This is a genomic window from Undibacterium sp. Ji50W, assembly GCF_049340445.1.
Taxonomy (GTDB): domain Bacteria; phylum Pseudomonadota; class Gammaproteobacteria; order Burkholderiales; family Burkholderiaceae_D; genus Undibacterium.
Genome location: NZ_JBMPOX010000016.1, coordinates 1 through 13,238, shown reverse-complemented (window position 1 = coordinate 13,238; position 13,238 = coordinate 1). Strand labels below are relative to the sequence as shown.

Genomic DNA, 13,238 nt, shown 5'->3' with positions numbered 1-13,238 from the left:
CAATCTTACGCTTCGCCATCTACCGCATCAGTTGCGGCCACTTCTGGCAACGGTGCAAATGCTGCTTTTTCTGCTTCCAGCAAGGCTGTACGTTCATCGGCTTCCCAGGTTTCTTTCAACTTGCGGGCACGATGGAAGGCCAGACCGGTACCAGCTGGTATCAGACGACCAACGATGACGTTTTCTTTCAGACCACGCAGACCGTCTTTTTTGCCCATGATCGCAGCTTCGGTCAGAACACGTGTGGTTTCCTGGAAGGACGCCGCAGAGATGAAGGAATCAGTAGACAGAGATGCCTTGGTGATACCCAGCAAAATATTTTCATAGGTTGCAGAGATACCATTCGCAGCGGCTACGCGATCGTTTTCATCCAGCAATTCGGAACGTTCAACCTGTTCACCAACGATGTAGTTGGCATCGCCCGGATTGACCACGACAACGCGACGCAGCATCTGACGCACGATCACTTCAATGTGCTTGTCATTGATCTTAACGCCTTGCAAACGGTACACGTCCTGCACTTCGTCAACGATGTAACGTGCCAGCGCTTCGATACCCAGCAAACGCAGGATGTCTTGTGGATCGGCCGGGCCGTCAACAATCATCTCACCCTTGTTCACAACCTGGCCGTCATGCACCAGGACTTGTTTGTCTTTGGTGATCAGGAATTCGTGCTTCTCGCCATCCATGTCTGTGATTTCCAGACGTTGCTTGCCTTTGGTTTCTTTACCAAACGCAACCGTACCTGTCACTTCTGCCAGCATACCGGCATCTTTTGGTGAACGGGCTTCGAACAGTTCGGCAACGCGTGGCAGACCACCGGTAATATCACGGGTTTTTTGTGATTCAGTCGGGATACGCGCCAGTACTTCACCAACGTGAACTTGCTGGCCGTCTTTGACGGTAATCAGCGCGCCCACCTGGAAGCCGATGGTCACTGCGTGTTCTGTACCGGCGATTTTGACTTCTTCGCCCTGTTCATTCAACAGTTTGACCTGTGGACGCAGTGTCTTGCCCGCTGCGCTACCACGACGTTTCGCATCGATCGCCACCAGAGTGGACAAACCTGTCACATCATCGACCTGTTTGGCAACTGTCACGCCTTCTTCGACGTTTTCGAATTTCACCGTACCGGTGTATTCGGTAATGATAGGACGGGTCAACGGGTCCCATGTTGCCAGTGCTGTACCAGCCTTGATCACCAGGCCGTCTTTGACGATCAGGGTCGCGCCGTACGGTACTTTATGACGTTCACGTTCACGACCGTGGTCATCAGTGATCAGCACTTCGCCAGAACGGGAAATAACGATCTGGTCGCCTTTACCATTGGTGACGTAACGCATGGTCGCTGTGAAACGGATGGTACCGTTGGACTTGGCTTCAACAGAAGAAGCCACCGCTGCACGGGATGCCGCACCACCGATGTGGAAGGTACGCATCGTCAACTGTGTACCTGGTTCACCGATGGACTGCGCAGCGATAACGCCGACAGCTTCACCAGAATTGACCAGATTACCGCGACCCAGGTCACGGCCATAGCACATCGCGCACAGACCGTAGCGTGTATCGCAAGTCAGTGGTGTACGTACTTTGACTTCATCGATGCCCAGGGCTTCGATGCGTTCTACCATGGTTTCGTCGAGCAGGGAACCGGCTTCGTACAGGGTCTCCTGCGTTTCAGGATTGACGATGTCGTTGGCGCAAACACGGCCCAAAATCAGGTCACGCAAAGGCACGTTAACTTCACCGCCTTCAACGATGGCCTTCATGGATGAACCATTGGAGGTGCCGCAGTCATCTTCCACCACGACCAGATCCTGGGTAACGTCCACCAGACGACGTGTCAGGTAACCGGAGTTCGCTGTCTTCAACGCGGTATCGGCCAGACCTTTACGCGCACCATGCGTGGAAATGAAGTACTGTAAAACGTTCAGACCTTCGCGGAAGTTCGCGGTGATCGGTGTTTCAATAATGGAACCATCCGGTTTCGCCATCAGACCACGCATACCTGCCAACTGACGAATCTGGGCTGCAGAACCACGCGCACCGGAGTCGGCCATCATGTAAATGGCGTTGAAAGATTCTTGTGTACCGACAGAGCCGTCGCGGCGGGTGACTGGTTCAACTTTCAGTTGTTCCATCATGGCCTTGCCGACTTCATCACCGGTCTTGCCCCAGATATCGACCACTTTGTTGTAACGCTCGCCGGCAGTCACCAGACCGGACGCATATTGCTGTTCGATCTGTTTGACTTCGTGCTCGGCATTCGCTACCAGCGTTACTTTTTGCGGCGGTACCAGCATGTCATCGATACAGATGGAGATACCGGCACGTGTCGCCAGGCGGAAACCGGATTGCATCAATTGATCAGCAAACACAACGGTTGCGCGCAGGCCGCACTTACGGAAAGACGTATCGATCAGCTTGGAAATTTCTTTTTTCTTCAGCGGACGGTTCAATACCGTAAATGGCAGACCCTTAGGCAGGATTTCAGACAAAATCGCACGGCCAACCGTCGTTTCATAACGCTTGATGGTTTTGACGAATTCGCCAGTTGCCGGATCTTTTGGATATTCGGTAATACGGACTGTCACGCGGGTAGCCAGTTCGACTTCCTTGTTGTCCCAGGCGCGGATCGCTTCTGAAACGTCAGGGAACATCATGCCTTCGCCCTTGCCGTTGATTTTTTCACGGGAAGCGTAGTACAGACCCAACACGATATCCTGGGAAGGAACGATAGACGGTTCACCATTCGATGGGAACAGAATATTGTTGGATGCCAGCATCAATGTACGAGCTTCCATCTGTGCTTCGATAGACAGAGGAACGTGAACCGCCATTTGGTCACCGTCAAAGTCGGCATTGAAGGCCGCGCAGACGAGTGGATGCAACTGGATCGCTTTACCTTCGATCAGGACTGGCTCAAACGCCTGGATACCCAGACGATGCAAGGTCGGTGCGCGATTCAGCATGACCGGATGTTCGCGAATGACTTCTTCCAGGATATCCCAGACCACTGGTTCTTGAATTTCCACCAGTTTTTTCGCTGCCTTGATGGTAGTTGCCAGACCCATCAATTCCAGTTTATTGAAAATGAAAGGCTTGAACAGTTCCAGCGCCATCAGTTTTGGCAAGCCGCACTGATGCAATTTCAGTTGTGGACCCACCACGATAACGGAACGGCCAGAGTAATCGACGCGCTTACCCAGCAAGTTTTGACGGAAACGACCGCCCTTACCCTTGATCATTTCTGCCAGGGATTTCAGAGGACGCTTGTTGGCACCGGTCATGGCCTTGCCGCGACGACCGTTATCCAGCAGGGAATCGACGGCTTCCTGCAACATACGCTTTTCATTGCGTGTGATGATTTCAGGAGCGCGCAATTCCATCAGGCGCTTCAGACGGTTGTTACGGTTGATGACGCGGCGATACAGATCGTTCAGATCGGAAGTCGCAAAACGACCACCATCCAGCGGGACCAATGGACGCAGTTCTGGTGGCAGGACCGGCAGCACTTCCATGATCATCCAGTCTGGCTTGATGCCGGAGCGCTGGAATGCTTCCAGTACTTTCAGGCGTTTTGCGTATTTCTTGATCTTGGCTTCAGATTTGGATTCTTTCAACTCGGTACGCAGGGTTTCTGCATCACGGTCGATGTCGATGGAACGCAGCAATTCACGGATACCTTCGGCACCCATGTATGCAGTGAATTCATCGCCATGTTCTTCGTATTTGGCAGCGTAGTCGTCTTCCGACATGATCTGGCATTTTTTCAGCGGGGTCATGCCAGGATCGGTGACCACATATGCTTCAAAATACAACACGCGTTCGATATCGCGCAAAGTCATGTCCAGCACCATACCCAGACGGGATGGCAGGGATTTCAGGAACCAGATGTGCGCAGTTGGAGAAGCCAGCTCGATATGGCCCATGCGTTCACGACGCACTTTGGCCAGGGTCACTTCAACGCCGCATTTTTCGCAGATCACGCCACGGTGTTTCAGGCGTTTGTACTTGCCGCACAGGCATTCATAATCTTTGATTGGGCCAAAAATCTTGGCGCAAAACAGACCATCGCGCTCAGGCTTGAAGGTACGATAGTTGATGGTTTCCGGCTTTTTAACTTCGCCGTAGGACCAGGAACGAATCTTTTCTGGAGACGCCAGACCAATTTTGATCGCGTCGAATTGTTCGTTGGGTTGGACTTGCTTGAATAGATCGAGCAGGGCTTTCATGTGTATCACTCCAGTGAAGCGCGCAAAACGCTTGGTGGCTGAATGGTGCTGCAAGGGAAGCACTTAGGACGTCTGACCCTGTTCGCATCGGCGGGAGAGCCAGGTCGCTTGGCGACACAGGTTCCGCTGATACCGGGAACGACTATCTGCTTCCAGACTGCTTACTAGCTAGCTTCTTATAACACCACCGCCCGGAGGGTATCCAGGCGATGGTTTTACTACTAATTACGACAACTTTACTTCAATCAATTGCGTTCGAGATCGATGTCGATACCCAAAGAGCGAATTTCCTTGACCAGAACGTTGAAGGACTCTGGCATGCCGGCGTCGATCACGTGGTCACCTTTGACCAGGTTTTCATACACTTTGGTACGGCCATTCACGTCATCCGACTTGACTGTCAACATCTCTTGCAAGACGTAGGACGCGCCGTAGGCTTCCAGTGCCCAGACTTCCATCTCACCGAAACGCTGACCACCGAACTGTGCTTTACCGCCCAGTGGTTGCTGCGTGACCAGAGAGTAAGGACCGGTCGAACGTGCATGCATCTTGTCATCAACCAGATGATGCAATTTCAGAACGTGCATGTAGCCCAGTGTGACTTTACGCTCAAACGCTTCACCGGTACGGCCATCGAACAGGGTGACCTGGTTCTTCGATGGTGTCATGCCCAGTTGTGCTGCGATATGGTCAGGGAAGGCCAGATCCAGCATGCGACGGATTTCATCTTCATGTGCACCGTCAAACACTGGCGTTGCAAATGGCACACCGTGTTTCAGGTTGTTGGTCAATTCCAGGATCTCAGCGTCGGACAAGCCGTCGATGTCTTCCTTCTTGCCAGATTCGTTATAAATCTTCTTCAGGAAATCACGCAATTCTTCTATCTTGGCTTTGGCTTTCAGCATTTCGCCGATACGCAAGCCCAGACCTTTGGCTGCCCAACCCAGATGCACTTCCAGAACCTGACCGACGTTCATACGTGATGGAACACCCAATGGGTTCAACACGATGTCTGCCGGGGTACCGTCAGCCATGTAAGGCATGTCTTCGATAGGCACGATACGGGAAACCACACCCTTGTTACCGTGACGACCCGCCATCTTGTCGCCAGGTTGCAGGCGACGTTTGACAGCCAGGTAGACCTTGACCATTTTTTGCACGCCTGGCGGCAATTCATCGCCTTGCGTCAGCTTGGTACGTTTTTCTTCAAAAGCCAGATCGAACTGATGACGTTTTTCCGCGATGGAATCTTTCATCGCTACCAGCGCATTCGCTGCATCATCCGATGCCAGGCGAATATCGAACCAGTGGTATTTATCCACGCTGGCCAGGTATTCCTTGGTGATCTTGGTACCTTTAGCCAGTTTAGCCGGACCACCATCAGCGATCTTGCCATCCAGCATACGTTCCAGACGTTCAAACGCATCGCCTTCAACGATACGCAACTGATCGTTCAGATCGAGGCGATAACGCTTCAATTCATCATCGATAATCTGTTGTGCACGTTTGTCGCGTTGTATGCCTTCACGGGTGAACACTTGTACGTCAATGACGGTACCTACCATGCCGGAAGGCACGCGCAGGGACGTATCTTTCACGTCAGATGCTTTTTCACCGAAGATGGCGCGCAGCAGTTTTTCTTCTGGTGTCAGTTGGGTTTCACCTTTTGGTGTCACTTTACCGACCAGGGTATCACCAGCAGTGACTTCAGCGCCGATGTAGACGATACCGGATTCATCCAGACGAGCCAGTTGGTTTTCTGCCAGGTTGGAGATATCGCGGGTGATTTCTTCCGCACCCAACTTGGTGTCACGGGCAACAACCGACAATTCTTCGATATGAATCGAGGTGTAGCGGTCATCAGCCACAACTTTTTCAGAGATCAGGATCGAATCTTCGAAGTTATAACCATTCCATGGCATGAAGGCGACCAGCATGTTCTGACCCAGGGCCAATTCGCCCAGATCGGTCGATGCGCCGTCAGCCAGCACGTCATCCTTGGCAACCAGGTCGCCGACCTTGACGATAGGACGCTGGTTGATATTGGTGTTCTGGTTGGAACGGGTGTACTTGATGAGGTTGTAGATATCCACACCGACTTCACCAGCCTGTGCTTCAGCATCATTCACGCGAATAACGATACGACCCGCATCGATGTAATCAACCTTACCGCCACGCAGTGCCTGTACTGTGGTACCGGAGTCAACTGCCACGGTACGTTCAATACCTGTACCAACGAATGCTTTCTCTGGACGCAAGCAAGGAACAGCCTGACGTTGCATGTTGGCACCCATCAGCGCGCGGTTCGCATCATCGTGTTCCAGGAACGGGATCAGGGATGCCGCCACAGAAACCACCTGGCCAGTTGCCACGTCCATGTACTGGATACGTTCCGGGGATACCAGGATCGTTTCGCCAGCTTCACGGGCTGAGACCAGTTCATCTATCAGTTTGCCTTCGCCGTCGATCGTCGCATTCGCCTGAGCGATGATGTAACGACCTTCTTCAATGGCAGACAGGTAATCGATCTGGCTGGTGATTTTGCTGTCTACGACTTTACGGTATGGGGTTTCCAGGAAACCGTATTCGTTCAGACGTGCATACAAAGCCAGCGAGTTGATCAGACCAATGTTTGGTCCCTCTGGTGTTTCAATCGGGCAGACGCGGCCATAGTGGGTTGGATGAACGTCGCGGACTTCAAAGCCGGCGCGTTCACGTGTCAAACCACCAGGTCCCAGGGCGGAAATACGACGTTTGTGCGTAATTTCTGACAATGGGTTGGTCTGATCCATAAACTGGGACAATTGGGAAGAACCGAAGAACTCACGAATCGCAGCAGAGATAGGTTTGGAGTTGATCAGGTCATGCGGCATCAGGTTGTCGGCTTCAGCCTGACCCAGACGCTCTTTGACAGCACGTTCAACACGTACCAGGCCAGCACGGAACTGATTCTCAGCCAATTCACCAACGCAACGTACGCGACGATTACCCAAGTGATCGATATCATCGACTTCGCCACGGCCATTGCGCAGCTCAACCAAAATCTTGATCACGGCCAATACGTCTTCGTTCGACAAAGTCATGGCACCTGTCAGTTCATCACGGCCGATACGGCGGTTGAACTTCATGCGACCGACTGCGGACAAATCGTAACGCTCTTCACTGTAGAACAGGCCATTGAACAGGGCTTCAACAGAATCTTCTGTTGGCGGTTCGCCAGGACGCATCATGCGGTAGATGGCAACGCGGGCGGCCATCTGGTCCGCTGTGTCATCAGCACGCAGTGTTTGCGAGATGTAGGCACCCTGATCCAGGTCATTGGTGTACAAGGTCTGGATATCAGTGACTTTGGCATCGCGCAGGCGACCCAGCAATTCTTCTGTCAGTTCATCATTGGCATTGGCGATCACTTCACCCGTGTCTGCATCAATGATGTTTTTTGCCAGTACGCGGCCCAGCAGGTAGTCTTCAGGCACGGAAATGTGCTTGATGCCACCGGCTTCGATTTCACGTACGTGTTTTGCGTTGACACGCTTGTCTTTGGCGACGATGACTTTGCCATCTTTATCGCTGATGTCAAAACGGGCAACTTCGCCACGCAGACGTTCTGCGACGAATTCCATTTCTGCGCCATCATTGTGCAGATTGAAATTATCAAAGACAAAGAAATTGGCCAGAATCTGTTCATTGCTCATGCCTATGGCGCGCAACAAGATCGTGACTGGCATCTTGCGACGGCGGTCAATACGGAAGAACAGGATATCTTTAGGATCGAATTCAAAATCGAGCCAGGAACCACGGTAAGGAATGATCCTTGCCGAGAACAGCAATTTACCGGAAGAATGTGTCTTGCCGCGGTCATGCTCAAAGAATACGCCCGGGGAACGATGCAACTGGGAAACAATGACACGCTCGGTACCGTTGATGACAAAAGAACCAGTAGTTGTCATCAAAGGCAATTCGCCCATGTAGACTTCCTGTTCTTTCATTTCTTTGACGACCGGTTTGGTTGGTGATTCCTTGTCCAGGATAACCAGGCGGACTTTTGCACGCAAAGGTGATGCATAAGTCAGACCGCGCAACTGACATTCCTTGACGTCAAATGCAGGATCGCCTAAAACGTAGGACAGGAACTCCAGACGTGCAAAGCCATTGTGCGAAACAATAGGGAAAATCGACGTGAAGGCGGACTGCAAGCCTTCATTTTTGCGAGTTGACGGTGTTCTGTCTTCTTGTAAAAAGCTCTGGTATGACTCGATTTGAGTCGCCAGTAAGAACGGAACGTTGTGGACGTTGGCGCGCTTCGCAAAAGATTTACGAATACGCTTCTTCTCAGTAAATGAGTAGTGCATGGACACTCCGTGAGCGGCAAGGAAGGATAGAGAATTCAGGATTCTTGTCACAAAAATAAAACACAGCAACTCTGTGACAAAACAACCTCAAGTCTCAACCCTAGGTCTTAATAAACAGCTAAACAACCCTGAACGACAAAGAAGCCAAAGAGGAACCCTCTCTTCCGAGAGGATTCCTGTCTTTGACTTGGGCAAATCCGAAGACTTGCCATGGTACCTGAATTACTTGATGTCGGCTTTCGCGCCAGCATCTTCCAGTTTTTTCTTAGCTGCATCAGCATCAGCTTTGGAAACTGCTTCTTTAACTGGTTTTGGTGCGCCATCAACCAGATCTTTAGCTTCTTTCAAGCCCAGACCAGTGATTTCGCGAACTGCTTTAATAACGCCAACTTTGTTTGCGCCAACTTCGGACAGAATTACGTTGAATTCTGTTTGTTCTTCAACTGCTGCTGCTGGACCGGCTGCTGCTGGGCCTGCTACTGCTGCTGCGGATACGCCGAATTTTTCTTCGAAAGCTTTTACCAGGTCGTTCAGGTCCATTACGGACATCGCGCCTACGGCTTCCAGGATATCGTCTTTGCTAAGTGCCATTTGAAACTCCAATTAATTAATTACATTGATACGGTATTTGACGGAAAAAAACTTATTCTGCGGCAGCTTCAGCAGCTTCTTCAGCTACTGGTGCTGCAGGAGAACCTGCTTCTTTCTGTGCTGCGACGGCTGCCAGAGCGCGTGCGAAAGCAGATACAGGAGCCTGCATCATGCCAACTACTTGCGCCAACAGAACTTCACGGCTAGGAATGCTTGCCAATGCGACAACGCCAGCTTTATCCAGCGATTTGCCTGCATAGTTACCTGCTTTAACGACCAGTTTGTCATTGCTTTTTGCAAAGTCTTGAACGACTTTAGCAGCGGCAACAGCATCGTCCGAGATTGCATAAATCAACGGACCTGTCATTTCAGAAGCGAGGCTGGCAAATGCAGTTCCCTCAACAGCGCGACGTGCCAATGTGTTTTTCAACACACGCATGTATACGCCCTGAGCACGTGCGCTAGCACGCAATTGCGTCAAATGACCGACCTGGATGCCACGATATTCAGCCACGACGATAGTCTGTGCAGTTGCTACTTTTGCAGAGACTTCAGCGACGACGGCTTTTTTGTCATTCAGATTGAGACTCACGGTCAACCTCCATTAATGATACTCAGTCCATACACCGGAATGATGCACTTCCCTCATATCGTTTCGAACACGGCGTCCGAAGTTAGGAGCTTCACTGGGGGACCAGTAATCACTACAAAACTTGTTCGGGTACACCATCTGCGTTGGGACCTGTCGATTGCTCTTCAGATATTAACCTCATGTTTTTTTACCACTCTTACACACTCGGCCCAACGGTCTTTGACACTCTGGATATTTGTTCAAAACATCCAGCCCAAAGATGCGCCCTGCATCATCGATGCAGGGACTTAATTCTTGCTTAGCCTGCCAGATTGGCGTGATCTACACGTACACCTGCACCCATAGTGGATGAGATGGATACTTTACGCAGATACACACCTTTGCTGGATGCTGGTTTTGCTTTGTTCAAAGCATCGATCAGCGCAACCAGGTTGGATTTCAGATCGCCATCAGCAAACGACTTGCGGCCGATTGTTGTGTGGATGATACCGGCTTTGTCTGTACGATACTGAACTTGACCCGCTTTTGCATTTTTAACTGCATTGGCTACGTCAGGCGTCACTGTACCGACTTTAGGATTAGGCATCAGGCCACGTGGGCCCAGGATCTGACCCAGAGTACCGACGATACGCATAGTGTCTGGAGAAGCGATAACAACGTCAAATGGCATGTCGCCAGCTTTAACGCGTTCAGCCAAATCTTCCATACCAACGATATCAGCACCGGCAGCTTTCGCTTCTTCCGCTTTTGCACCTTGTGCAAATACGGCTACGCGTACTGTCTTGCCTGTACCAGCTGGCAATACCACGGCGCCACGAACAACCTGGTCAGATTTTTTAGGATCAACGCCCAGTTGTACGGATACGTCGATGGATTCGTTGAATTTTGCCGTAGCGCATTCTTTGATCAAAGCGATAGCATTGTCAAATGGATACACTTTCAGACGGTCAACTTTCGTTGCCAGCAATTTTGCTTTTTTAGATAACTTAGCCATTACAGACCCTCCACCGTGATGCCCATGGAACGAGCAGAACCAGCGATAGTACGCACTGCTGCGTCCATATCGGCGGCTGTCAAATCAGCGCGTTTAACGGTCGCGATTTCTTCAGCTTGCTGACGAGTGATTTTACCCACTTTGTCAGTATGCGGTTTGGAAGAACCTTTAGTGATCGCAGCTGCCTTTTTGATCAGGTAAGTTGCTGGAGGAGTCTTCATCACGAAAGTGAAAGACTTGTCAGCAAATGCTGTGATCACGACAGGAATAGGCATACCTGGTTCGAAACCTTGGGTCTGTGCGTTGAACGCTTTGCAGAATTCCATGATGTTCAGACCACGTTGACCCAGAGCTGGACCGATAGGTGGGGATGGGTTTGCTTTACCAGCTGGCACTTGCAGCTTGATAAAACCAATGATTTTCTTTGCCATGTTGGCTCCTTCGATAAATGAGTAGTAGCGCCTGTTAATGTTAAGTCACACCAACAGGCTCCTCTGCCTGCTGGAAAACCCTTACTATTCCACAAGGATTTTCCTGATCAGTTTCAACACATTGCTGTGTTACGTACTGATCAACGTGAATTCTTTATACTTTTTCGACTTGACCAAATTCCAGTTCAACTGGAGTGGCACGACCGAAAATGGTGACAGTGACACGTACTTTGGATTTTTCGTAATTCACTTCTTCGACGTTACCGTTAAAGTCAGTGAAAGGACCATCCTTGATACGTACTACTTCGCCGACTTCGTACAAGACTTTTGGCCTTGGTTTTTCTACGCCGTCCTGCATCTGCTGCAAAATCTTGTCTACTTCATGCTGCGGTATCGGTGAAGGCTTGTTCGATTTGCCACCGATAAAGCCAGTTACCTTGCTGGTGTTTTTTACCAGATGCCAGGTATCGTCAGTCATTTCCATCTCGACGAATACATAGCTAGGGAACAGGCGACGTTCAGTCACTGCCTTCTTGCCGTTTTTTACTTCGATGACTTCTTCGGTAGGAACCAGGATCTGACCGAATTTGTCCTGCATCTCTGCGCGTTCTATGCGCTCAACCAATGCACGATGCACGCTCTTTTCCATACCGGAATAAGCATGCACGGCGTACCATCTTTTAGCGCTTTTAGGTACAGACACCGTTGGTGCTGTACCTTCTTCGTTTTCCTGAATGTTATCGCTCATTATTTTTTCCATCCGAGGATTACGTCATACAACAAAAATCCGATCAACTGATCAGTGCCCCACAGGAAAAGCGCCATCACTAACACAAAGCCAAATACCACGGCAGTGATCTGACCGGCTTCTTTTCTTGTTGGCCAAACTACTTTTTTGGTTTCGCGAACTGATTCCTTGGCAAAATCAAAGAAATCGCGACCCATTTCTGAAGTTGCAACAAAACCTGCTGCAATGACCAACCCCAAAACCAAAGCGGCGGCGCGTATCCACGTCGCTTGTCCAGCGAGAATATAAAAAGCAGCAACACCGGCAACTGCAGCTACTACCGCCAAGATGACTTTGTACTTGTCATTGGATGTACTAACAGTTTGAACGGGATGATTAGACATACTTTATTTACTTTCGGTGCCTATGGCCTTGATGGTGGCAGGGGCGGAGGGAATCGAACCCCCAGCCTACGGTTTTGGAGACCGTCGCTCTGCCAATTGAGCTACACCCCTACATCTTTAAACTACCTGAACTACTACGGCGACCTTAAAGCAGGTCGCCGTTTTTCACTCAGTTGACTACTGAATTACTCGATGATTTTAGCAACAACGCCAGCACCGACAGTACGACCGCCTTCACGGATAGCGAAGCGCAAGCCTTCTTCCATCGCGATCGGGTTGATCAGTTTGACTGTGATAGAGACGTTATCACCTGGCATGACCATTTCTTTGTCTTTCGGCAACTCGATCGAACCAGTAACGTCCGTTGTACGGAAGTAGAACTGTGGACGGTAGTTGTTGAAGAATGGTGTATGACGGCCACCTTCATCTTTGGACAATACATAGATCTCGCCTGTGAAGTGGGCGTGAGGCTTGATGGAGCCTGGTTTTGCCAACACTTGACCACGCTGGATGTCTTCACGCTTGGTACCACGCAGCAATACGCCGACGTTGTCGCCTGCCTGACCTTGGTCGAGCAGTTTGCGGAACATTTCAACGCCGGTGCAGGTTGTTTTGACTGTGTCTTTGATACCAACGATTTCGATCTCTTCGCCTACTTTGACGATACCGCGTTCGATACGGCCAGTAACAACTGTACCGCGACCGGAGATGGAGAATACGTCTTCTACTGGCAACAGGAAGGCGCCGTCAACAGCACGTTCTGGTGTTGGGATGTAGGTATCCAAAGCGTCAGCCAGTTTCATGATGGCTTCTTCGCCCAATGGACCTTGGTCGCCTTCGAGGGCCAACTTGGCGGAACCTTGAATGATAGGCAGGTCGTCGCCTGGGAATTCGTATTTGGACAACAATTCA

General features: G+C 50.7%; 9 protein-coding genes and 1 tRNA gene. All 10 read right to left on the bottom strand.

The features are described 5' to 3' along the window. Window positions 1-5 precede the first annotated feature (5 nt). A complete protein-coding gene (gene rpoC, locus ACO0K9_RS19655) occupies window positions 6-4,235 on the bottom strand; it encodes a DNA-directed RNA polymerase subunit beta' (RefSeq protein WP_422987781.1) in 4,230 nt (1,409 codons plus the stop codon). A 245-nt stretch (window positions 4,236-4,480) separates the two neighbouring features. Beyond that, window positions 4,481-8,587 carry a DNA-directed RNA polymerase subunit beta gene (rpoB, locus tag ACO0K9_RS19650; RefSeq protein ID WP_422987780.1) on the bottom strand — a complete coding sequence of 1,369 codons (4,107 nt, stop codon included), beginning with the start codon at window positions 8,585-8,587 and terminating at the stop codon, window positions 4,481-4,483. A gap of 222 nt (window positions 8,588-8,809) precedes the next feature. Then, a complete protein-coding gene (rplL, locus tag ACO0K9_RS19645) occupies window positions 8,810-9,178 on the bottom strand; it encodes a 50S ribosomal protein L7/L12 (RefSeq protein ID WP_422987779.1) in 369 nt (122 codons plus the stop codon). Between the two features lie 52 nt (window positions 9,179-9,230). After that, window positions 9,231-9,770: a 50S ribosomal protein L10 gene (gene rplJ / locus ACO0K9_RS19640; protein WP_422987778.1), complete on the bottom strand. Its 540-nt coding sequence runs from the start codon at window positions 9,768-9,770 to the stop codon at window positions 9,231-9,233. 298 nt (window positions 9,771-10,068) lie between these two features. Further along, the gene (gene rplA / locus ACO0K9_RS19635) at window positions 10,069-10,764 is read right to left on the bottom strand and encodes a 50S ribosomal protein L1 (RefSeq protein WP_110258377.1); all 696 of its coding nucleotides are present in this window, start codon (window positions 10,762-10,764) and stop codon (window positions 10,069-10,071) included. Then, window positions 10,764-11,195: a 50S ribosomal protein L11 gene (rplK, locus tag ACO0K9_RS19630; RefSeq protein WP_422987777.1), complete on the bottom strand. Its 432-nt coding sequence runs from the start codon at window positions 11,193-11,195 to the stop codon at window positions 10,764-10,766. The genes rplA and rplK overlap by 1 nt, the downstream gene beginning before the upstream one ends. A 154-nt stretch (window positions 11,196-11,349) precedes the next feature. Beyond that, window positions 11,350-11,943, bottom strand: a complete 594-nt coding sequence (gene nusG, locus ACO0K9_RS19625; RefSeq protein WP_422987776.1) for a transcription termination/antitermination protein NusG — start codon at window positions 11,941-11,943, stop codon at window positions 11,350-11,352. Continuing rightward, complete coding sequence (gene secE, locus ACO0K9_RS19620; RefSeq protein ID WP_422987775.1) at window positions 11,943-12,326, bottom strand: preprotein translocase subunit SecE; 384 nt, start codon at window positions 12,324-12,326, stop codon at window positions 11,943-11,945. Before secE ends, nusG begins: the two co-directional genes overlap by 1 nt. A gap of 35 nt (window positions 12,327-12,361) precedes the next feature. Next, window positions 12,362-12,437, bottom strand: a tRNA-Trp gene (locus tag ACO0K9_RS19615). Window positions 12,438-12,511: 74 nt separating this feature from the next. Next, on the bottom strand, window positions 12,512-13,238 hold a 727-nt coding region (locus ACO0K9_RS19610; protein WP_422987774.1), incomplete at its 5' end, for an EF-Tu/IF-2/RF-3 family GTPase.